Source organism: Solicola agrisoli (assembly GCF_049059935.1).
GTDB lineage: Bacteria > Actinomycetota > Actinomycetes > Propionibacteriales > Nocardioidaceae > JAURVT01.
In genome coordinates this window covers 37,066-59,522 of sequence record NZ_JBMGQR010000010.1, presented here as the reverse complement: position 1 = coordinate 59,522, position 22,457 = coordinate 37,066, and the positions used below count along the sequence as shown (strand labels likewise).

Below are 22,457 nucleotides of genomic sequence, written 5' to 3'. Positions count from 1 at the left end.
GTGGGGGAGGGGTCAGGGGAGGTCGAGGGTGAGCACGCCGGTGCGGCCGTCGCCGCAGGCGACGCGCGAGACACAGGTGCAGAGCTGGTCGCCGGACTCGTGCTGGCGCGCGCTGAAGAAGACGTCGCGGTGGTCCAGGCGGCCGTCGACGTCGCGGACGTCGACCTGGCACAGGCCGCACTCGCCCTTGCGGCAGTCGAACATCATCTCGGCGCCGGCCTCGGTGAGCGCCTCGAGGATCGTGGTGTCGGCGCCGACCGTGGTCTCGAGCCCGAGGCGTGGCACGCGGACGACGAAGTCCTCGGCGTCGAACCAGCCGCTGTTGCCGAACGTCTCGAAGCGCAGGTTGTGCACGGGCAGCCCGGCGACGGCCCAGGCGCGGCGGACCGCGTCCATCAGCCGGATCGGGCCGCAGACGTAGAGCTCGGTGGCGCGGGCCGTCGGCGAGCCGCGGACCTCCTCGACGAGCGCGGTGAGGTCGAGCGGGTCGCCCTCGTCGTCGACGTGCACGCGCAGCCGGTCGCCGTGGGCGGCCTCGAGGTCGTCGAGGTAGGCCATCGCGGCGCGGGAGCGTCCGACGTAGACGAGCGTGTAGTCGCGGCCGGTGGTGCGCAGCGTCTCGGCCATCGCGGCCAGTGCGGTGATGCCGATGCCGCCGGCCACCAGCAGGTGGCGGGGTGCGCCGAGCCGCAGGTCGAAGTTCTGCAGCGGCTGGGTGCACTCGACGACGTCGCCCTCGCGCAGGCCGTGCATGAAGCGCGACCCGCCGCGCGACCGTGGCGCCAGCATCACGCTGACGGTGACGAGCGACCCGTCCGCGCTCGCCTCGACGACCGAGTAGGACCGGACGTCGGTGCGCGGGCCGAGGTCGACGCGGACGTCGACGTGCGAGCCCGGCTGGGCGCGTCTCGTGCCGGGGCGGCGCAGCGTGATCCGCCGGACCTGGTCGGTCACCGGGCGTGACTCGACCACCTCGGCCAGCTGCCAGACCGGTCGGTTGTCGGCGACCACGTCAGGCTCCGGCGGTGACGCTGGGACGTTCGGCGGGGGCGTGGTTCGTCACCGACACGTCACCGGGGTCGAGCCGTCCCTCGGCCACCAGCATCCGGTCGAGGATGCGCCGCACCCACATGCCGCCGGCGTCGACGTTGAGGCTGTAGAACTCGTAGTCCGGGTTCTCGTCGATGGCCTTCTGCTGCGCGGTGAGCATCACCTCGTCCTCGGCGAACACGCCGTGCACGCCGTCGCGCAGCTGGGTGGTGATCAGCTGGCTGTCGAGGCGGTAGTTGCGCATGAACGCCCAGAAGTAGTGGCAGCTGCGGTCGCGCTCGGGGGTGATCGTGTTCATCACGTAGCCGTTGACGCCCTGCGAGCGGTCGCCCTCGGGCGCGCCGGTGCCGGCCTTGGCGACGCCGACGTCGATGCAGATCGTCGAGGGGGCCTCGAAGTGGATGATCTGCCAGCGGTCGACCTTGCCGGTGAAGCCGGGGAACTTGTCACGCATGTTCTTGAGCCAGAACGGGGGAGGGTCGATGTCGCGCATCCAGCGGCTGACGGTGACCGTGCTGCCGTCGTGGGTGGTGCTGAACTCGGCCTCGCTCAGCTCGGCCTGGCCGATGCTGGAGCTGTGCACGAACTCCTCGTGCGTGAGGTCCATCAGGTTGTCGAGCACCAGCTGGTAGTTGCAGTCGGCGTGGATGGTCAGCCCGTCGCCGGCCCAGTCGCCTCCGTCCATCTGATGCATGTCGGGCACCAGGTCGGGGTCGGCCTTGGTGGGGTCGCCCACCCAGACCCAGACGTAGCGGTGCTTCTCCACGACGGGGAACGACGGCACCGACGCGCTCGGGTTGACCGTCTCCTGGGCGGGCATCGCGGTGCAGCGGCCCGAGGAGTTGTAGCGCAGCCCGTGGTACGGGCACTGCAGCTCGTCCTCGCCGACCAGCTTGCCCATGGACAGCGGTGCGAGCCGGTGCCAGCAGGCGTCGGCCAGCGCGACCGGCCGTCCGTCCTGGGTGCGGTACAGCGCGAGGGGACGGTCGGCGATCGTGCGCGCGAGCGGCGCCTTCGCGGTGACCTCGTGGTCCCACGCGGCGACGTACCACGCGTCGCGCGGGTGGGGGAAGATCTTGGCGGTCGCTGACATCTGGCGGTCGAGCACGGACACGTCGGCTCCTCTGGTCGGGTGTGCCCCGACTGTGACGTGGCCGACGTGACCCGCGACACCAGGCTTTCACTCAGTGGAAGACTGACCCAGAAGCTCGGGAGGTCCGCCAGGCGCCGACCCGAGGTCGACCGGCATGCCGAGCGCACGCGAGACGCCCCGCGCGGCGGTGCGCACGGTGGTCACCAGCGACCGGACGGGCGCGGCGTCGTCGGCCAGGACGACCAGCGAGATCGCGGCGACGACGCCACCCGCCGCGTCCACGACCGGGGCGGCGACCGACAGCGCGTCGACGGTGACCATCCGGTCGCTCACCGCGAACCCCTCGGCCCGCACCTGCGCGAGCACGCGGCGCAGCTCGCGCGGGTCGGTGAGCGTGTGCTCGGTGTACCGGGTGAGGTCACCGGACAGCACCCGCTCCTGCACCTCCGCCGGCGCGAACGCCAGCAGCACCAGCCCGACGCCCGTCGCGTGCAGGCTGAACCGCCCGCCGACCCGCGTCATCACCGGCACCGCCTCGCGCCCCGCCAGCCGCTCGACGAACACCAGCTCGTCGCCCTCGCGCACCGCCAGCTGCACGTTCTGGCGGGTGACGACGTAGAGGTCCTCCAGGAACGGCAGCGCCACCTCCCGCAGCCGCTGCCCCCGCGGCGCCAGCGACGCCACCTCCCACAGCCGCAGCCCCACCCGGTACCGCCCCGCCGACGTCCGCTCCAGCGCCCCCCACTCCACCAGCTCCGCCACCCGCCGGTGCGCCGTCGACAGCGACACCTCCGCTCGGCGGGCGAGCTCGCTCAGCGTCAGCTCGGGGGACTGCGCGTCGAACGCCGCCAGCAGCGCCAGCACCTTGTCAGTGACGGAGCGAGTCTCGGCGCTAGTCATCGAACCCACCCCGCCCGCGAGCGACGGATCCATCGTGGCCCAGGTCGCTCATACAACGAGCCTAGGTGCCCGGCGCGGTCATCGGAGAGTGAATGACCGGTGCCTGATCGATGGGCACATACGCAGTGGAAAGGCGCACGTCCTGATAATCGCGACGCCACCGCCGAACGACGATCGCGCTAACCTTTGTCGGAGCGATCGGAGATGTAGATGGGTTCTGCGAAGTCGAAATCGGTGCAGGAGATGCTGCTAGCAGCGTGTGACGGGTTGCAGGCAGTACCCACGGGAGACGCTTGGGACTATGGGTGGGGTTACGAGCCCTACCGCCGGTCCGGCGCTCCCATCATGAATAGCCCGGAAGGGCCACTAACCCTGAACGCCAGCGGAATGGAGCCCTTCGAAGCGGCCGTTTCAAAATTGCTGGCCGAGTCGGCCGTGAAGGAACGCTGGTATCCAGAAGAGTTCTGGTCCGTCATCGGGTCATTAATTGCGGTGGCCAAGACAAAGAGTGACCGCGAAGCTTTTGTTGATTCTGCCGTGACCCAAGTCAGGACGGTCGGTCCGTCACTGACGGTCGTGTTGGTCTCGAACGTGACATGGACCGCCGAGCCCATTGCGTACGGTAATTTCATCGTCGGCAAGGCCGATAAGAAGTTCCACGAGCTGCTCACGTCGGCCTCAAACGGTCGCCCCTCTCCCATTCCGTCAACCTGGCAAGAATGGGTTGATGAGCAAGTCCAGCCGCGCATCCACGGAGACGATGCGCCGTATCCGGTTGTCTTCGCCTGCTGGACGCAGGGACAAGGCACCCTCGCCACAAAGAACGCCGAGCGCCTACTCGATGAGCTGATAGCTCTCTGCCTCCTGCTTGAGCCCGACTTGGCAGGGCATGGCGTCTATCGGCGAGGCCCAACAAATCGGCCAGGCGTGAGGGGCCTTGCGCTTGACCGAGGTGCGATCGACCGGGGCCTATCGGACGTAGCGCGGGTCGAACTCGCTTCCTCTCCGCTAGTTGTCGGGGAATTGTTCGGACGCCAGACTCAAGTAGAGTGGTTCGGCTCGGAGCCGATGCCGCTGGGTGACCTACTGGTGCAGACGGAGCTGAGGGACGCGGTGTTCTCATGCTTTGAGCCTGACTTCCTGTCCCGGACCGTCCGTCTGTCGGCCCGTTGGTTCGAGGAGGCGTACTTCACCTTGGCCCGAGACGACGCAGCCCTTGCGCTCGGTGTCGCGCTCGACGCGCTTCTAAGCGGAAAGGCCTCCCTACCAGGCGGCGCGATGGCCGACCGGTACGCACTCCTACATCCGGACGTCAGCGTCCGCAAGGAGCGACGCCGTGTCTATCAGCGGGCGTATTCGGTCCGCAGCGCGGTCGCTCATGGCGGCACCAGTTCAACCTTGGAAGAGGGGGACTTCATCGGCGACTACCTGAAGACGGTCCATGATGCTGCGTGGCGAACCCTCGCGCTCCGCGACACGTTTGCGCCCAAGTCGGGGAAGCAGCTGGACGACCTTTACGACGATCTACGCCTAGGCGTAGCGATCTGGCCGAGTTCGTGAACAGTAGTTTGGTGCGTAGGACTTGGGTGTTGGTGGTTCTGGACGTCTTTGAGCGGCCTCGAAGAGGCCGCGCGGGGAAATCGGTGACCTGCGGCAGGTATTGCCCGTAGCCTGAGCGGTCGACTTGGAGCCGACGAGCACCGCACGAAGATGCCGGAAGGGGAACGTCTTGACCGCAGAGCTACCGTCGCCGAGCGCGGCGACCCGGACGCAGCACGCGATCCGGCTGCTGGTGTTGCTGCGGGTGTGCGGAGATCCGGTTGGGGGCAGCGACGCGGCAGGCACGGCGCAGGTCATTCGCAGCGAGCGGCGCCTGCAGGCGCTCGACTTCTGGTTGCGGAACCCGGACTATCTGGCTGATGAGCTCGTGACGGCAGTCGAGGCGGGCATGCTGGACGCCGGGTACCTCGCCGTGGCGGAGGGTCTGCTGACGGACCCAGAGCCCGCGTGGCACCACTACCCGATGCCGAAGTGGTTCTACGGCGCGTACGAGGAGGTCGACGATGCGTTCGCCATCCTCCAGGCGTACGGACTGGGGTTGGTGCGGCGCCGCGGCGTCCCGCCGAAGCCGTTGCGGAACCAGTTCTTCCTCACCGAGCTCGGTGGGGAGAAGGCCGACGAGCTCGCCGCCACAGACGTGTTGAGCTGGTACTCACAGCAGGCGCAGCTCGTCCATCAGGTCGCCGGCACGGACAGTGGCACCAAGCTGAAGGAACGGCAGTATTTGCAGGACAAATACGCCGACGCGGTCTGGGGCACCACCATCGGATCCATCAGCGAGCAGGTCATCCAACGACTAGCGCTACTGAGTCAGACGTCGACCGCAGCGGGTGCAACCCCTGAGACCACCGGCGGCACCGCCGACAAGACCTTGGAGCAGCAGTGAGCAGACTTGGTCAGGCCGTCGCCGACGACCTCCGCGACCCGGACCGTCTCGCAGAGGTCGAGGCGGTGTTGGCCAAGCACCAGGTGTCCACGTCGGCGTCACAGCCGACGCCCGCGCACCTGCGGTTCACCAGGCTCGCGTTCCGCGGGACAAAGGTCCTGACCGGTGTCACCAGTGCAGGTGTCGCGGTCGACACCTACTACCGCGAAGAGGTTCCGTTCACGTTCAGTTGGGACCTTAGGACCGGCCTGTACGGCGTCGGGAGCGACGAGAACCTGCGCGGGAAGTCGAGCACCCTGCGCATCCTCATGTGGGCGCTGCGGGGGCGTTGCGACCTGAAGAACGAGGTGCGCTCTTGGGTCGACCACGTCGAGGTCGGCCTCTCCATAGACAGTGTCGCGCACCAGGTCACCTTCGATGTCGACCACGACAACTCCGACCGGCCCACCGGTCAGCTGACCAGAACCTCGGGTGCGGGCGAAACCATCGTCGGCACGTTCGACAGCGACGACACGTTCGAGGACGTCATGGGCGCGGCGATGATGGCCGCGTTGCGGCTGCCCGCGATCGCCGCCACCCAAGAGGGGCGCCGCACCCAGCACGTGTGGCCCACCTACGCCGGCGCGCTCCTCATCCGCGGCGACAACCTCGACATGCTCCTCGGTGAGCAGAAGTTCGCGGGGTTGCCGGCGCGGCTGCTGTCGATGTTCGCCGGCGCGAAGTGGGCAGCGGCCCGCAACGAGGCGACGTCCGCGGTGACGGTCGCGAAGGCTGAGCTCACCGGGCTCGAGGATGCCACGAAGAAGCACGCCACCGCGTTGCACGAGGCCCACGAGCGTGCCGAGGACGCGGTCTCGAAGGCACAGAAGGCCCTCGAACAGATCCGCTCGACTGAGTATGACCTCGACTCGGTCACCGCGGCCGTCGAGGAACTCGCCGATCTGGACGACCAGACCGCCACCCTCAACCACCGCCTGCTCGCCGCCCAGTCGGGCTTGTCGGTGGCGACCGCCCAGTTTAACGCGGAGCAGGCCCTTCGGGTTCAGCAGGCCGAGGACGCGTACGCGTCCTTCTTCTTCCAACAACTTCAACCCCACGTCTGCCCGCGTTGCGCCGGTCCGGTCACCAAGGAGCGCCAGGACGCTGAACGTGAGCAGCATCAGTGCTCTGTGTGCACCTCGACGTTGGACATCTCCGCCCACGGCGAACACGTCGTGGTCGCGACCGTCGTGCCGGAGGCCGACCGCCAGCACCTCGTGGACGACCTCCGGCTTCGCCCAGGGCACGGGGAGGATGGCGGAGACAGCAGCTACGACGAGGAGGACGAGGACTTCGGCGACGCGGAAGGGCCGGCAGACGCGCTGAACGCGCTAGCGTCAGCGCGCGACGACGCGGAGCGGCGCGTTGCTGAGCTGGAGACACGCCTGGGCGTGCTCGACGAGCGCCGCACGGTCGTGCGACAGGTTCTGGAGGCCAACCGTGCCGCGACTGGGGCTGCCGCGGCTCGGCAGCAGGCCCAGCTCGACCTTGCCCGCGCTGAGGGGGCGGCTGCTGCGCTCGCACCAGACAACTCGCAGGTTGGCCCGGACCAGGGCCAGGTCGAAGCGCTCGCCGCGGACCTCGTCGTCCTCAACTCGGCGAAGAAGGTTGCCACGAGCTGGGTCCAGGAAGACCAGCGGCAGTGGCTGTCCGACCTGGGCGAGGACATCACCCAGCTGGCGCGCGAGTTCGGCGTGTCGAATCTGACCCAGGTCGAGCTGGGAGGCGGGGCGACGATGATTGTCCACCAGGGCGGGCAGACCAACGCGTACTCGGCGTGCGAACGTGGTGAGAAGCTGCGCCTCAAGCTCGCGACGGCCATCGCCCTCATCAAGCAGGGCCACGCCAGCGGCGTCGGCCGCCATCCGGGACTGTTGTTCGTAGACTCGCCGGGAGCCGAGGAAGTTCCCATCGAAGACCTCGACGTGATGCTCGAGGCGCTCCAGCGTCAAGCCACTGCAGCCGACATTCAGGTGTTCATCGGGACCCGTCACACCGAGGAGCTCGTTGCCCTGCTCGGCGAGGACCGGTGCCGACTGGGACGCGGCACGAACTTCGTCTGGTAACCGCACACGGCGAGCGGCGACAGCAGGTCGCCGCCGCTGGTCGTTATGCGCGCCGAACACCTGGCCTGGCAAGCGAGAACAGGCACGTTGTCTGCGGGCGCGGGGCCCGCACGGTGAAAGCGACGGAGTGGTTGACTGACTATCCACGGGCCGGTGCGCACCACCGGACCTACGTGGACACGAGGGGCACGAGGAGCGCACATGGCGACCCATCACAAGCACCCTGACGCGGGCGGCTTGGACCTTGAGTCGCTCACCGCGTCCCTTCCGACGGTGGCGAACACCCCCGACGTCACTACAGCGACCACGCAGCTCGCAGCCGCTGCCACGCCCAGCCGCTCCGCCGAGTACGACGCCGCGGCGCGAGCGCTGGCCGACGCCATCGTCGCCACGGCGAGCCCCGTGCTGTTCGCCGACGCCACCCAGCTGTTCCTCGCCTCGAGCGACCTCCTCGAGGCCGCCGGCGAACGTCTTGGCATCGAAGTGCTCGCCCAGGCTGCGCCACCGGTCACCGGCGCGAAGGGACCGGAGGTGCTTCGGGCCGCCGACGCGCTCGCGGTGGCCACGCAGCTCCGCCTTGGCGGCTGGACTTCCCGCTGGGACCTGTTCGCGCTTCTCACCACCTACGATGGCATGGGGCCGGCCACGTACGGCCGCGCGGCCATGCGCGCGGTTCAGGCGTGCTTCGAGCAGTGGCAAGAGGCTGGCGACCTCCTACCGGTCGCGTACCGCATCGCCGACCTGGGCGACGACGCTGAGTCGGTCTCGTCGTCGGACACCGGCGTCATGCTGGCGCGAGTCGCGCTCCTTCAAGCTCTCCGCGCAGGCGACCACGAAACGGCGCTGCGTCACATCGACGATGCCCTCGCGGCCCTGGCAGCTGCCCTGACCCACGACGACCGGCCCGACGCGCACGTCACCGCCAACATCGCCCGGCTCCTCCAAGGGCTCATCGAGACTCAGACCGTCGATCCGACCGTTGTCTTCGACCTGGCCGAAGGTGTCCGTGAACTGCGGCACCTGCGCTACTCGCGCGGGCACTGGACCGGCGAGATCGCCGGCGCCACCCGGGCCTCCTGGACGCTGCTCGCCGACCGCCTCGCAGCCGCTCAGCAGAGCTTCGCGCAGCCATCCTGGCTACACGCCGTTCCGGTCATCGACGACCTCGTGGACCTGTACCGGACCAGTGGTTCCCACACCGGCCTGCGACGCGAGGGAGATGGCCGCGCCGTCCAGGTGCTGGTTGCACCGTTGGTCGAAAATGGCTTCGGCAACGAGGTCGGACTGTTGAACGTCCTGCGGCAACGAGTCGCAGAGATGGAAGCCGCCGTCGACGCTGGCACCGCGACCGCCGGGGAACTCGCGGACCTACCGGCAGCCATCGACATCCGCGACGCAGCCGCCCGTCGCTTGGCCGCGGGAGCGCCCGTGCACCACCCAAAAGCAACGGCCGGCGCCGAGCTGCCGGCTGATAAGGACGCCTTCGACGCGGCTGACGCAGGCGACGTAGACCTCGAGGACCGACTCTGGTCAGCCGCGCGACGCCGACACCGCACTAAGCTCGCTAACGCGTCACTGCCAATCAACCAAGCCCTCGAACGCATCTGGAACGACCTCGACGGATCGGCCGACTACCGCGCCCAAGACGGTCTTGCGGACGCCGTCGACCTCGTCACCGCGCTCCTTATGTCGTTCATTTTCGACCGGTCCGCAGTCGGCCCCAGTGAAGCGCCGTACCTGTTCGACGCGGCCGCCAGCGAGGAAGACCTTGCCCGCGACCTGCGCACCTTCGTCCGCGGCAGCGGTTACCTTCACGGCGTGGACACCGAAGTCCGCCACGTCGCCGGCGGTCGCGTCGACATGCGGTTCTCGTTTCCCGGCTTCAACCTGTACGTCGAGCTCAAGCAGGATTCGACCAAAGACGCCGTGCCCGACAAGACGTCCTACGTGAACCAGGCCGCGTCCTATCAGGCAGCCGAACCCCGCGTCGGGTTCCTGCTCGTCTTGAAGAAGACGCCAAGGAAGACACCAGCGGCGTCGGTGAGCGACTGGGCCCAGGTCGTCGAGACGACCGACGCCGAGGGCGCGGCGCGCCATGTAGTGGCGATGACGCTCGGCGGAGCCCGCACAATTCCGTCCGACATGTAGTCCGCGCCACTCCCCGAGTGGCCACTGAATTGGAGGGCGTGCGAGGCCGCGACGTTTTGGGCGGTATGTGGCGTGCCTGCCGCCCGCTCGCGTCACCAGCCGCGCTCGCGCCACTCGGCGAGGTGGGGGCGCTCGGCGCCGAGGGTGGTGTCGTCGCCGTGGCCGGGGTAGACCCAGGTCTCGTCGGGGAGGGTGCCGAAGAGCTTGGTCTCGACGTCGTCGATCAGGCTGGTGAAGTCCTCGGGGGAGCCGGTCTTGCCGACGCCGCCGGGGAAGAGGGAGTCGCCGGTGAAGACGTGGGGGGAGCCGTCGGGGTCGTCGTAGACGAGGGCGACCGAGCCGGGGGTGTGGCCGACGAGGTGGACGACGCGCAGCGTCGAGCGGCCGACGGTGACAGTGTCGCCGTCGTCGACGCGGACGTCGACGGCGACGGGCAGCGCGTCGGCGTCGTCGCGGCCGGCGACGGTGGTGGCGCCGGTGGCCGAGACGACGGCCTCGAGGGACTGGACGTGGTCCCAGTGCTGGTGGGTGGTGACGATCGTCGCCAGGGGGGTGTCGCCGACCAGGGCCAGGAGCGTGTCGGTCTCGGCGGCCGCGTCGATGAGCAGCTGCTCGTCGGTGTGGCGGCAGCGCAACAGGTAGGCGTTGTTGCTCATCTCGCCCACGGCGACCTTGGTGACGATGAGGTGGGCGAGCTCGAGGACGTCGGGCGTCCCGCCGACCTGGACCGATCCGGTGTAGTTCACGAGGCTCCTGTGGCTGGTGTGACGGATGTGCGCGGGCGGGCTGTGTCGCGGCTCTCCACCGCCCGGTGATCGTACGGTGCCGTTCTGCTTTTGTCCGACCCCCTCGTTACAGTTGCAAGGTCCTCAGATCCCGGGCATCGCGGGGTCCGGCAGCGCCCCTGAGCGGGCGTCCGGACGTCACCTCACACCGCCCAAACTGCACTGGAGCTCCTGCCTGTGGCTGACCGCCTGATCGTCCGTGGCGCCCGAGAGCACAACCTCAAGGACGTCTCCCTCGACCTCCCGCGCGACGCGATGATCGTGTTCACGGGTCTGTCCGGCTCCGGCAAGTCCTCGCTCGCGTTCGACACGATCTTCGCCGAGGGCCAGCGCCGCTACGTTGAGTCGCTGTCCGCGTACGCCCGCCAGTTCCTGGGGCAGATGGACAAGCCCGACGTCGACTTCATCGAGGGCCTGTCTCCCGCGGTCTCGATCGACCAGAAGTCCACCTCGCGCAACCCGCGCTCGACGGTCGGCACGATCACCGAGGTCTACGACTACCTGCGCCTGCTCTACGCGCGCGCCGGCCGTCCCCACTGCCCGCAGTGCGGCGAGCCCATCGCCCGCCAGACGCCGCAGGACATCGTCGACCGCGTCCTCGAGCTGGAGGAGGGCACCCGGTTCCAGGTGCTCGCGCCGGTCATCCGGGGCCGCAAGGGCGAGTACACCGACATGTTCCCCGCTCTGCGGAGCCAGGGCTTCAGCCGCGTGCTCGTCGACGGCGAGACGTTCAGCCTGTCCGACGAGCCGCCCAAGCTCGCCAAGCAGAAGAAGCACCACATCTCGGTGGTCGTCGACCGCCTGACGGTCAAGGCCAGCTCCAAGAAGCGGCTCACCGACTCGGTCGAGACCGCCCTCGGCCTGGCCGACGGCCTGGTGCTGCTCGACTTCGTCGACCTGCCCGAGAAGGACCCCGGCCGCATCCGCCGCTTCTCCGAGAAGCTGGCCTGCCCCAACGACCACCCGCTGGCCGTCGACGAGCTCGAGCCCCGCTCGTTCTCCTTCAACGCCCCGTTCGGCGCCTGCCCGGAGTGCTCGGGCCTCGGCACGCGCATGGAGGTCGACCCCGAGCTCCTCGTGCCCGACCCGTCCAAGTCGCTCGACGAGGGCGCCATCGTGCCGTGGGCCTCGGCGCACGTCGCCGACTACTTCGGACGCCTCCTCGGCGCGCTCGGCGACGAGCTCGGCTTCTCCACCCGTCAGCCGTTCTCCGAGCTGTCCAGCGACGCGCAGACCGCGCTGATGCGCGGCCACGAGACCCAGGTCCACGTGGTCTACAAGAACCGGTACGGCCGCCAGCGGTCGTACTACACGAACTTCGAGGGCGTCGTCCCCTACATCGAGCGCCGTCACGCCGAGGCCGAGACCGACACGAGCCGCGAGCGGTTCGAGGGCTTCATGCGCGAGGTCGCGTGCCCCACCTGCAAGGGCACCCGCCTCAAGCCCGTCATCCTCGCGGTCACCATGTCGTCGGCCAGCGAGGGCGCCAAGAACATCGCCGAGGTCTCGGCGATGTCCATCGGTGACGCCGCCGAGTTCCTGCGCGGGCTGGAGATGTCCGACCGCGAGCGCCAGATCGGCGAGCGGGTGCTCAAGGAGATCCACGAGCGCCTGCGCTTCCTGCTCGACGTCGGCCTGGACTACCTGACGCTCGACCGCGCCGCCGGCTCGCTGTCCGGCGGCGAGGCCCAGCGCATCCGCCTGGCGACGCAGATCGGCGCGGGCCTGGCCGGCGTCCTGTACGTGCTCGACGAGCCGTCCATCGGTCTGCACCAGCGCGACAACCACCGCCTGATCGAGACCCTCGAGCGCCTCCGCGACATCGGCAACACGCTGATCGTCGTCGAGCACGACGAGGACACCATCCGCGCGTCCGACTGGGCCGTCGACATCGGCCCCGGCGCCGGCGAGCACGGCGGCCAGGTGATCGTCTCGGGCCCCGTCCAGGAGCTCTACGACCATCCCGACTCGGTCACCGGACGCTACCTGTCCGGCCGCCTGTCGATCCCGGTCCCCACCGAGCGGCGCGCCCCCACCAAGGGCCGCGAGCTCAAGGTGCTCGGTGCCACCGAGCACAACCTGCAGAACGTGGACGTCGCGTTCCCGCTCGGGCTGTTCGTCGCCGTCACCGGCGTCTCGGGCTCGGGCAAGTCCACCCTCGTCAACGACATCCTCTACACCTCGCTCGCCCGCCGGGTCTACGGCGCCCGCACCATCCCGGGGCGCCACCGCACCATCACCGGCGCGGAGAACATCGACAAGGTCATCCACGTCGACCAGTCGCCCATCGGACGCACCCCGCGCTCCAACCCCGCCACCTACACCGGGGTCTGGGACCACGTCCGCAAGCTGTTCGCGCAGACGCCCGAGGCCAAGGTGCGCGGGTACCTGCAGGGACGCTTCTCGTTCAACGTCAAGGGCGGACGCTGCGAGGCGTGCTCCGGCGACGGCACGATCAAGATCGAGATGAACTTCCTGCCCGACGTCTACGTCCCGTGCGAGGTCTGCCACGGCGCCCGCTACAACCGCGAGACGCTCGAGGTGCACTACAAGGGCAAGACCGTCGCCGACGTCCTCAACATGCCCATCGAGGAGGCCGTCGAGTTCTTCGCGGCCATCCCCGCGATCGCCCGGCACCTGCGCACCCTCGTCGACGTCGGCCTCGGCTACGTCCGCCTCGGCCAGTCCGCGCCCACGCTGTCCGGCGGCGAGGCACAGCGCGTCAAGCTCGCCTCCGAGCTGCAGAAGCGGTCCACCGGCAGCACGGTCTACGTGCTCGACGAGCCCACCACGGGCCTGCACTTCGAGGACATCCGCAAGCTGCTCGGCGTGCTCGACCGCCTCGTCGACGCCGGCAACTCCGTCATCGTCATCGAGCACAACCTCGACGTGATCAAGACCGCCGACTGGCTCATCGACATGGGCCCCGAGGGTGGCAGCCGCGGCGGTCAGCTGATCGCGCAGGGCACGCCCGAGGACGTCGCGGCCAACCCCGCCAGCCACACCGGCACCTACCTCGGGCCCGTGCTCGAGGGGCGCTCCGCCGGCACCGAGGCCGCCGACGGACGCGCCACCGCGCCCGCCAGCCGCAAGGGCACCAAGAAGACGGCCACCGGCAAGCCCGCCGCGAAGAAGACCGCCAAGAAGACGCCCACCCGGTCCAAGGCGTCCCTGCGGTCCTGACGGCCGCCACGGGGCCGGGAACCCCCGGTCCCGCCGGTTCGTTCGAACGGTCGTACCCGCAGTCGCCGACCCGGCCAGATTCCCCTGCGAGCGAGGAGACGACCATGGAGCGCACCGCGCCCACCGACAGCACCGACATCCCCGAGAGCACGGACAGCACCGCCGTCCGTCGCCTCCACCCGCGCCGCACCGTCCTGCGGGGCGTCGCCGCCGCCGGCGGTGTCGGCGTCCTCGCCGCCTGCAGCGGCGGGTCCGACGACACCGGCTCCGGCGGGTCGAGCGACTCCGGCTCGGGGTCCGGGGGCGGCGAGACGTCGGCCGCGCCCGCGGGCACCGAGCTCGGCCCGGCCAGCGAGGTCCAGGTCGCCGGCGGCAAGATCTACGAGGAGCAGAAGGTCGTCGTCACCCAGCCCACGCAGGGCGCCTACAAGGCCTTCAGCGCCGTCTGCACCCACCAGGGCTGCCTGGTGAGCGAGATCGTCGAGAACGCGATCGTCTGCAAGTGCCACAACAGCGAGTTCTCGATCGAGGACGGCTCGGTCATCACCGGCCCCGCCAGCCAGGCGCTCGCCGAGCAGCCCGTCACCGTCGCCAACGACGTCGTCACGCTGGGCTGATCGCACAGCCGCACGCGGCCAGCGCCGCGATCACGGGCCGGTGGTCCCCTCACGGGGGCTGCCGGCCCGCGTCTGTCGGCGGCGGCTCGTAGGCTGGGGGAGTGGCAGATCCGGCGACCTACAGACCCGCTCCGGGCACCATCCCCGAGAGCCCCGGGGTGTACCGGTTCAGCGACCCGCACGGCCACGTGATCTACGTGGGCAAGGCCAAGTCGCTGCGCCCACGGCTGTCCTCGTACTTCCAGGACATCGCCAACCTGCACCCCCGCACGCAGTCGATGGTCAAGACCGCCTCGCGCGTCGACTGGACCGTCGTCTCCACCGAGGTCGAGGCGCTGCAGCTCGAGTACACCTGGATCAAGCAGTACGACCCGCGGTTCAACGTCAAGTACCGCGACGACAAGTCCTACCCGTGGATGGCCGTCACCACGGGCGAGGAGTACCCGCGCGTCATGGTGATCCGCGGCGCCAAGCGCAAGGGCACCCGCTACTTCGGCCCGTACGGCCACGCCTGGGCGATCCGCGAGACGATGGACCTCCTGCTGCGCGTGTTCCCCATGCGCTCGTGCTCCAACGGCGTGTTCAAGCGCGCCGAGCAGATCGGCCGGCCCTGCCTGCTGGGCTACATCGGCAAATGCGCGGCCCCTTGCGTGGGCAAGGTCAGCGCCGAGGAGCACCGGCAGATCGTCGACGACTTCTGCGGCTTCGTCGCCGGCAACACCACCCCCTACGTCAAGCGGGTCGAGCGCGAGATGCGCGCCGCGTCCGACGCGCAGGACTACGAGCGAGCCGCCCGCCTGCGCGACGACGTCGGCGCCCTCAACCGCGCGCTCGAGAAGAACGCCGTGGTGCTCGGCGACGGCACGGACGCCGACGTCATCGCCCTCACCGAGGACCCCCTCGAGGTCGCGGTGCAGATCTTCTCGGTCCGCGGCGGTCGCATCCGCGGCCAGCGCGGCTGGGTGGCCGACAAGGTCGACGACGCCGGCACCGGCGACCTCGTCGAGCGCGCCGTGATCAAGCTCTACGACGGCGAGGAGGGCGACGGCGTGCCGCGCGAGGTGCTCGTCCCCGTCGTCCCCGACGACGACCACGCCCTCGAGCAGTGGCTGGAGTCCAAGCGCGGCGGCCGCGTCTCGCTGCGCGTCCCGCAGCGTGGCGACAAGCGCAGCCTGATGGAGACCGTCGAGCGCAACGCGTCGCAGGCGCTCAGCGTCCACAAGACCAAGCGCGCCAGCGACCTCACCACCCGCAGCCGCGCCCTGGAGGAGATCCAGGAGGCACTCGACCTGCCCGCCGCTCCGCTGCGCATCGAGTGCTACGACGTCTCCAACCTCATGGGCACCGAGGTGGTCGCCTCGATGGTGGTCTTCGAGGACGGTCTGCCGCGCAAGAGTGAGTACCGCCGTTTCGTCATCAAGGGCGTCGACGGCCAGGACGACGTCGCGTCCATGCACGAGACCATCACGCGTCGCTTCCGCCGGATGCTCGCCGAGCGCAGCGACGAGCCCGAGCCCGCCGTCACGTCCGACGTCGTGGTGCCGGCCGCCGACGAGCAGGACGTCCCGGCGCTCATCGACCCCGAGACCGGACGCCCGCGCAAGTTCTCGTACGCCCCGGCGCTGGTCGTCGTCGACGGCGGTCCGCCGCAGGTCGCGGCCGCGAAGGCCGCCATGGACGAGGTCGGCATCACCGACGTCGCGCTGTGCGGCTTGGCCAAGCGCCTGGAGGAGGTCTGGGTGCCCGGCGAGGACGACCCCGTCATCCTGCCGCGCACGTCCGAGGGCCTCTACCTGCTGCAGCGCGTCCGCGACGAGGCGCACCGGTTCGCCATCACGCACCACCGCAAGCGTCGCTCCAAGTCGATGGTCGACAGCATCCTCGACGACGTGCCCGGCCTCGGGCAGGTCAAGCGCAAGGCGCTGATGCGTGAGTTCGGCTCGCTCAAGAAGCTCCGCAAGGCCAGCATCGACGAGATCAGCGAGGTTCCGGGCTTCGGGCCCACCACGGCCAAGTCGGTCGTCGACGCGCTCCGTGCCAGCAACGTCAGGGGCCCGGGCGAGGCCGAGCCCGAGCCCGCGTTCAACACCGCCACGGGCGAGATCATCGAGGACGGCGCATGACCACCATCACCGAGCTGGTGCTCGTCACCGGCATGACCGGCGCCGGGCGCAGCACCGCCGCCAAGGCGCTCGAGGACCTCGGCTTCTTCGTGGTCGACAACCTCCCGCCGCAGCTGCTCGGCGAGACGCTGACGATCCTCGACCGCGCCGAGGACACCTCGCGCGTCGCCGTCGTCGTCGACGCCCGGTCGCGCCAGCTCTTCGCGGCGCTGGCCGGGGCGCTGGAGTCGCTCAAGAACGACTGGGTGCGCCCGCAGGTGCTGTTCCTCGAGGCCGCCGACGAGGTGCTCGTCCGTCGCCAGGAGGCCGCGCGCCGCCCGCACCCGCTGCGCGCCGGCGGCCGCCTGATGGACGCCTTCGTCAACGAGCGCGCCCTGCTCAGCAGCCTGCGGGCCCGCGCCGACGTCGTCGTCGACACCACCCACCTCAACGTCAACCAGCTCAACGCCCGCGTCACCTCGGTGTTCGCCAGCGCCGACGACGGCCGCCTGCACGTCAACGTCGTCTCGTTCGGCTTCAAGTACGGCATCCCCGTCGACGCCGAGATGGTGGCCGACGTCCGCTTCCTGCCCAACCCCTTCTGGGTGCCCGAGCTGCGCCCGCTGACGGGCCGCGACGACCCCGTCCGCGAGTTCGTCCGCAGCCAGGACGGCGCCGAGCAGTTCCTCGAGCAGTACGAGAACCTCCTCGCCACCGTCACCACCGGGTTCCTGCGCGAGAACAAGCGCTTCCTGTCCGTCGCCATCGGCTGCACCGGTGGCAAGCACCGCAGCGTCGCCATGAGCGAGGGCCTGGCCGGGCGACTGGAGAAGCGCGGGCTGCGCACGCTCGTGGTCCACCGCGACCTCGGACGCGAGTGATGGCACGCCGCACGCGGCGGCTGTCCCTGCCCACCCGGCACCCGGCCACCCGGGTCGTCGCCCTCGGCGGCGGCCACGGCCTGTCGGCCACGCTGTCGGCGCTGCGGCACCTGCGCACCGAGATCACCGCCGTGGTCACCGTCGCCGACAACGGCGGCTCCTCGGGCCGGCTCCGCGACGAGCTCGGCGTGCTGCCGCCGGGCGACCTGCGTCAGGCCCTCGCGGCGCTGTGCGGCGACGACGAGTGGGGGAGCACCTGGGCCCGGGTGCTCCAGCACCGGTTCAGCAGCGAGGGCGAGCTGCACGGCCACGCCGTCGGCAACCTGCTCATGGTGGCCATCTGGGACCTCCTCGGCGACCACGTCGACGGCCTCGACCTCGTCGGCGAGCTCCTCGGCGCGCGCGGCCGGGTGCTGCCCATGAGCGCGGTGCCCCTCGACATCACCGCCGAGATCCTGCTGCCCGGCGACACCGCCCCCACGCGCGTCCGCGGCCAGTCCGAGGTGGCGTCCACCGACGGCACCGTCCTGTCCGTCGCCCTCGACCCGCACGACCCTCCGGGTTGTCCCGAGGCGGTCGAGGCCGTCCTGACGGCCGACTGGGTCACCGTCGGCCCGGGCTCGTGGTTCACCAGCGTGCTGCCCAACCTGCTCGTCCCCGAGCTGTCCGACGCGTTGCACGCGACGTCGGCGCGACGGGCCGTCGTGCTCAACCTGGCCGAGCAGCCGGGGGAGACGTCGGGGTTCAGCGCCGCCAAGCACCTGGAGGTGCTGGCCGAGCACGCACCCGACCTGCGGCTCGACGTCGTGCTCGCCGACCACCGCGTCGTGGACGACCGTGTGGCGCTCGACACGGCCGCCGCGGCCCTCGGCGCCGAGGTGACGGTGGCCAACCTCGCCGTCACCGACGGCACCCCCCGTCACGACCCCCTGAGACTTGCCGGGGCCTTCGAACAAATCCTCAAACAGGCATAGAGTGTGCGACGGCGTTCGGGAGCGGGGATCCGTCGCCGCGAGTCGACGGAGCGGATGGACGCATGGCAATGACGGCCCAGGTCAAGGCGGAGCTCGCGGGCACCCAGATCACCAAGTCCTGCTGCCGCAAGGCCGAGGTGTCGTCGGCGCTGCGGTTCGCCGGGGGCCTGCACATCGTCTCGGGACGCATCGTGGTCGAGGCCGACCTCGACACCGGGGCCGCCGCCCGCCGTCTGCGCAAGGACATCGCCGAGGTCTACGGCCACGACAGCGAGGTCCACGTCGTGCAGGGCCAGGGCATCCGCAAGGGCACCCGCTACGTGGTCCGCGTCGTCAAGGACGGTGAGGCGCTCGCGCGCCAGACCGGTCTGATCGACGGCCGCGGCCGCCCCGTCCGGGGCCTGCCGCCCCAGGTCGTCTCCGGCGCCTCCTGCGACGCCGTCGCCGCGTGGCGCGGGGCGTTCCTGGCCCACGGCTCGCTCACCGAGCCCGGCCGCTCGTCCGCGCTCGAGATCACCTGCCCCGGCCCCGAGGCCGCGCTCGCCATGGTCGGCGCCGCCCGTCGCCTGGGCATCTCGGCCAAGGCCCGCGAGGTCCGCGGCGTCGACCGCGTCGTCATCCGCGACGGCGAGGCCATCGGCGCCCTGCTGACCCGCCTCGGCGCGCACGAGTCGCTGCTGGCGTGGGAGGAGCGACGCATGCGCCGCGAGGTCCGGGCCACCGCCAACCGCCTGGCCAACTTCGACGACGCCAACCTGCGCCGCTCGGCCCGCGCGGCCGTCGCCGCCGGTGCCCGCGTCGGACGCGCCCTGGAGATCCTCGGCCCCGACGTGCCCGACCACCTTCAGATGGCCGGTCAGCTGCGGGTCGACCACAAGCAGGCCAGCCTCGAGGAGCTCGGGCAGCTGCACGTCCCGCCGCTCACCAAGGACGCGATCGCCGGGCGCATCCGCCGGCTGCTCGCGATGGCCGACAAGAAGGCCAAGGACCTCGGCATCCCCGACACCGAGGCCAGCCTGACCGAGGAGCTGCTCGCGGAGTCGTGAGCAACTTCGGGCCTTACTTATCGTCTACCTGACAGTAACCGGTAGAGTGACGCAAGGCATAGGTTCAGGCGGAACGCCAGTAACGCCAACCACCCCCACCACCGAGGAGCTCTCCCCGTGACCGTGCGCGTAGGCATCAACGGATTCGGCCGCATCGGCCGCAACTTCTTCCGGGCCGTCCAGGCTTCCGGCGCCGACATCGAGATCGTCGCCGTCAACGACCTGACGGACAACAAGACGCTCGCCACCCTGCTGAAGTACGACTCGATCCTGGGCCGTCTCCCCGCCGACGTCACCTACGACGAGGGCACCATCACGGTCGGTGGCAAGGTCATCAAGGCGCTCGAGGAGCGCGACCCGGCCAAGCTCGGCTGGGGCGACCTCGGTGTCGACGTCGTCATCGAGTCCACCGGCTTCTTCACCGACGGCACCAAGGCCAAGGCCCACCTCGACGCCGGCGCCAAGAAGGTCATCATCTCCGCGCCCGCCAGCAACGACGACTTCACCGTCGTCATGGGTGTCAACGACGGCGACTACGACCCCGCCTCGCACCACATCATCTCGAACGCGTCGTGCACCACGAACTGCCTGGCCCCCATGGCCAAGGCGCTCAACGACTCGGTCGGCATCGTCCGTGGCCTGATGACCACGATCCACGCCTACACCGCCGACCAGAACCTGCAGGACGCCCCCCACAAGGACCTGCGTCGCGCCCGCGCCGCCGCGCTCAACGTCGTCCCGACGTCGACCGGTGCCGCCAAGGCGATCGGCCTGGTGCTCCCCGAGCTCAAGGGCAAGCTCGACGGCTACGCGCTGCGCGTGCCCGTGCCCACCGGCTCGGCCACCGACCTCACCTTCACCGCCTCGCGCGAGACCAGCGTCGAGGAGGTCAACGCCGCGGTGAAGGCTGCCGCCGAGGGCGCCATGAAGGGCTACCTCGTCTACACCGAGGACCCCATCGTCTCCTCGGACATCGTCACCGACCCGGCGTCGTGCATCTTCGACTCGGGCCTGACCAAGGTCATCGGCGACCAGGTCAAGGTCGTCGGCTGGTACGACAACGAGTGGGGCTACTCCAACCGCCTATCGGACCTCGTCGCCCTCGTCGGCGCTTCGCTCTGACGCGATGAGGACCCTCGACGACCTGGGTGACCTGCGCGGCAAGCGCGTCCTGGTCCGCAGCGACCTGAACGTGCCGCTGTCCGACGGCGCCATCACCGACGACGGACGGGTGCGCGCGAGCGTCCCGACCATCCGCCGTCTCGCCGACGCGGGTGCCCGGGTCGTCGTGACCGCGCACCTGGGCCGCCCCAAGGGCGAGCCCGACCCGCAGTACTCCCTCGCGCCGGTCGCCCGGCGCCTGGGCGAGCTGCTCGACACCGACGTCGCGTTCGCCACCGACACCGTCGGCGACTCCGCGCGCGCCACCGTCGACACCCTCGAGGACGGCCAGGTCGCCGTCCTCGAGAACGTCCGCTTCAACGCAGGCGAGACCAGCAAGGACGACGGCGAGCGCCGCGCGTTCGCCGAGCAGCTGGCCGCGCTGGCCGACGCGTTCGTGTCCGACGGCTTCGGCGTCGTGCACCGCAAGCAGGCCAGCGTCTACGACGTCGCCACGCTGCTGCCGGCGGCCGTCGGTGGGCTCGTCCAGACCGAGCTCGAGGTGCTGCGCCGCCTCACCGACGACCCCGAGCGTCCCTACGTGGTCGTGCTCGGCGGCTCCAAGGTCTCCGACAAGCTCGGCGTCATCGACAACCTGCTCGGCAAGGCCGACGCGCTGCTCATCGGCGGCGGGATGGTCTTCACCTTCCTCGCCGCGCAGGGGCACGAGGTGGGCAAGTCGCTGCTCGAGCAGGACCAGCTCGACACCGTCCGCGGCTACCTCGCCGACGCCGAGGCCAAGGGCGTGAAGATCGTCCTGCCCACCGACATCGTGGTCGCGCCGGAGTTCAAGGCCGACGCTCCCGCCACGACCGTCGCCGCCGACGCGATCCCCGCCGACCAGCTGGGCCTGGACATCGGCCCCGACTCGGCCGCGGCGTTCGCCGACGTCATCCGCGGTGCGCGCACCGTGTTCTGGAACGGCCCCATGGGCGTGTTCGAGATGGAGGCGTTCGCCGCCGGCACCAAGGCCGTGGCGCAGGCACTCACCGAGGTCGACGGCCTGTCCGTCGTCGGGGGCGGAGACTCGGCCGCGGCCGTGCGCACCCTCGGCTTCGACGACGACCAGTTCGGCCACATCTCCACCGGAGGCGGCGCCAGCCTGGAGCTCCTCGAGGGCAAGACCCTGCCCGGCATCGCGATCCTGGAAGGATGACCGTGTCCACGACACGCACCCCGCTCATGGCGGGCAACTGGAAGAGCAACCTGAACCACCAGGAGGCGGTGGTCCTGGTGCAGAAGCTCGCCTGGACCCTGTCGGACAAGAAGCACGACCACGCCAAGGCCGAGGTCGTCGTCGTCCCGCCGTTCACCGACCTGCGCAGCGTCCAGACGCTCGTCGACGGCGACAAGCTCGAGCTCAAGTACGGCGCGCAGGACGTCTCCACGCACGACGGCGGCGCCTACACCGGCGAGATCTCGGCGGCCATGCTGAGCAAGCTCGGCGTCTCGTACGTCGTCGTCGGTCACTCCGAGCGCCGCGAGTACCACGGCGAGGACGACGCCACCGTCAACACCAAGACGGCCAAGACGCTCGAGGCCGGCATGACCCCGATCGTGTGCGTCGGCGAGGGCCTCGAGGTCCGTCAGGCCGGCGACCAGGTCTCGTACACGCTCGCGCAGGTCGACGGCGCCCTCTCGGGCATCGCGGCCGACAAGGTCGCGGGCCTCGTCATCGCCTACGAGCCCGTCTGGGCCATCGGCACCGGCGAGGTCGCCACCCCCGACGACGCGCAGGAGGTGTGCGGCGCGATCCGGGCCCGCATCGCCGAGACCGTCTCCGCGGAGGCGGCCGACGCTGTGCGTATCCTGTACGGAGGATCGGTCAAGGCGGCCAACATCGCCTCGATCATGGCGAAGCCCGACGTGGACGGCGCCCTGGTCGGCGGTGCGAGCCTCCAGGCGGAGGAGTTCGCAGGCATCTGCCGGTTCTACGACATGCCCGACCTGTCCGGAAACTGACCGG

At 70.2% G+C, this 22,457-nt stretch carries 17 protein-coding genes; 13 read left to right on the top strand and 4 right to left on the bottom strand.

The annotated features are described in order from the left end of the window. Positions 1–12: 12 nt before the first annotated feature. From ACI6PP_RS05890 to ACI6PP_RS05880, 3 genes are all read right to left on the bottom strand, one after another. On the bottom strand, positions 13–1,011 hold the full coding sequence (locus ACI6PP_RS05890) for a PDR/VanB family oxidoreductase (protein ID WP_421109911.1): 999 nt from the start codon (positions 1,009–1,011) through the stop codon (positions 13–15). Between the two features lies 1 nt (position 1,012). Beyond that, on the bottom strand, positions 1,013–2,164 hold the full coding sequence (locus ACI6PP_RS05885; RefSeq protein ID WP_421109909.1) for an aromatic ring-hydroxylating oxygenase subunit alpha: 1,152 nt from the start codon (positions 2,162–2,164) through the stop codon (positions 1,013–1,015). A gap of 66 nt (positions 2,165–2,230) precedes the next feature. Continuing rightward, entirely contained in the window at positions 2,231–3,043 is an 813-nt protein-coding gene (locus ACI6PP_RS05880; protein WP_421109907.1) for an IclR family transcriptional regulator, read from the bottom strand. Positions 3,044–3,253: 210 nt separating this feature from the next. Here ACI6PP_RS05880 and ACI6PP_RS05875 point away from each other — a divergent pair, with 210 nt between their 5' ends. The 4 genes from ACI6PP_RS05875 to ACI6PP_RS05860 all read left to right on the top strand — a co-directional run bounded on the left by ACI6PP_RS05875 (position 3,254) and on the right by ACI6PP_RS05860 (position 9,742). Continuing rightward, positions 3,254–4,603 (top strand): hypothetical protein, encoded by a 1,350-nt coding sequence (locus tag ACI6PP_RS05875; protein ID WP_421109906.1) that lies wholly within the window; start codon positions 3,254–3,256, stop codon positions 4,601–4,603. A 169-nt stretch (positions 4,604–4,772) separates the two neighbouring features. Next, on the top strand, positions 4,773–5,489 hold the full coding sequence (locus tag ACI6PP_RS05870; RefSeq protein WP_421109904.1) for a hypothetical protein: 717 nt from the start codon (positions 4,773–4,775) through the stop codon (positions 5,487–5,489). Then, positions 5,486–7,594, top strand: coding sequence for a hypothetical protein (locus ACI6PP_RS05865; protein WP_421109903.1), 2,109 nt, complete (start codon positions 5,486–5,488; stop codon positions 7,592–7,594). Before ACI6PP_RS05870 ends, ACI6PP_RS05865 begins: the two co-directional genes overlap by 4 nt. 201 nt (positions 7,595–7,795) lie before the next feature. Further along, positions 7,796–9,742, top strand: a complete 1,947-nt coding sequence (locus ACI6PP_RS05860; protein ID WP_421109901.1) for a hypothetical protein — start codon at positions 7,796–7,798, stop codon at positions 9,740–9,742. A gap of 92 nt (positions 9,743–9,834) precedes the next feature. On the opposite strand, the gene ACI6PP_RS05855 is transcribed toward ACI6PP_RS05860, so the two are convergent. Continuing rightward, positions 9,835–10,488 (bottom strand): MBL fold metallo-hydrolase, encoded by a 654-nt coding sequence (locus tag ACI6PP_RS05855; protein ID WP_421109899.1) that lies wholly within the window; start codon positions 10,486–10,488, stop codon positions 9,835–9,837. A gap of 216 nt (positions 10,489–10,704) precedes the next feature. On the opposite strand from ACI6PP_RS05855, the gene uvrA reads away from it, so the two are divergent. The 9 genes from uvrA to tpiA all read left to right on the top strand — a co-directional run bounded on the left by uvrA (position 10,705) and on the right by tpiA (position 22,453). Next, positions 10,705–13,710 (top strand): excinuclease ABC subunit UvrA, encoded by a 3,006-nt coding sequence (gene uvrA, locus ACI6PP_RS05850; RefSeq protein ID WP_421109897.1) that lies wholly within the window; start codon positions 10,705–10,707, stop codon positions 13,708–13,710. Positions 13,711–13,814: 104 nt separating this feature from the next. Continuing rightward, the gene (locus ACI6PP_RS05845; protein WP_421109895.1) at positions 13,815–14,327 is read left to right on the top strand and encodes a Rieske (2Fe-2S) protein; all 513 of its coding nucleotides are present in this window, start codon (positions 13,815–13,817) and stop codon (positions 14,325–14,327) included. Between the two features lie 101 nt (positions 14,328–14,428). Then, complete coding sequence (gene uvrC / locus ACI6PP_RS05840; protein WP_421109893.1) at positions 14,429–16,450, top strand: excinuclease ABC subunit UvrC; 2,022 nt, start codon at positions 14,429–14,431, stop codon at positions 16,448–16,450. Next, positions 16,447–17,310: an RNase adapter RapZ gene (gene rapZ, locus ACI6PP_RS05835; protein WP_421109891.1), complete on the top strand. Its 864-nt coding sequence runs from the start codon at positions 16,447–16,449 to the stop codon at positions 17,308–17,310. The genes uvrC and rapZ overlap by 4 nt, the downstream gene beginning before the upstream one ends. Next, positions 17,310–18,284, top strand: a complete 975-nt coding sequence (locus tag ACI6PP_RS05830; protein ID WP_421109890.1) for a gluconeogenesis factor YvcK family protein — start codon at positions 17,310–17,312, stop codon at positions 18,282–18,284. The genes rapZ and ACI6PP_RS05830 overlap by 1 nt, the downstream gene beginning before the upstream one ends. A gap of 62 nt (positions 18,285–18,346) precedes the next feature. Further along, positions 18,347–19,330: a DNA-binding protein WhiA gene (gene whiA / locus ACI6PP_RS05825; protein ID WP_421109889.1), complete on the top strand. Its 984-nt coding sequence runs from the start codon at positions 18,347–18,349 to the stop codon at positions 19,328–19,330. A gap of 117 nt (positions 19,331–19,447) precedes the next feature. Further along, positions 19,448–20,452, top strand: a complete 1,005-nt coding sequence (gene gap, locus ACI6PP_RS05820) for a type I glyceraldehyde-3-phosphate dehydrogenase (RefSeq protein WP_421109888.1) — start codon at positions 19,448–19,450, stop codon at positions 20,450–20,452. Between the two features lie 4 nt (positions 20,453–20,456). Next, positions 20,457–21,647, top strand: coding sequence for a phosphoglycerate kinase (locus tag ACI6PP_RS05815; protein WP_421109887.1), 1,191 nt, complete (start codon positions 20,457–20,459; stop codon positions 21,645–21,647). Next, on the top strand, positions 21,644–22,453 hold the full coding sequence (gene tpiA / locus ACI6PP_RS05810) for a triose-phosphate isomerase (protein WP_421109885.1): 810 nt from the start codon (positions 21,644–21,646) through the stop codon (positions 22,451–22,453). The genes ACI6PP_RS05815 and tpiA overlap by 4 nt, the downstream gene beginning before the upstream one ends. The last annotated feature ends 4 nt before the right edge of the window (positions 22,454–22,457 follow it).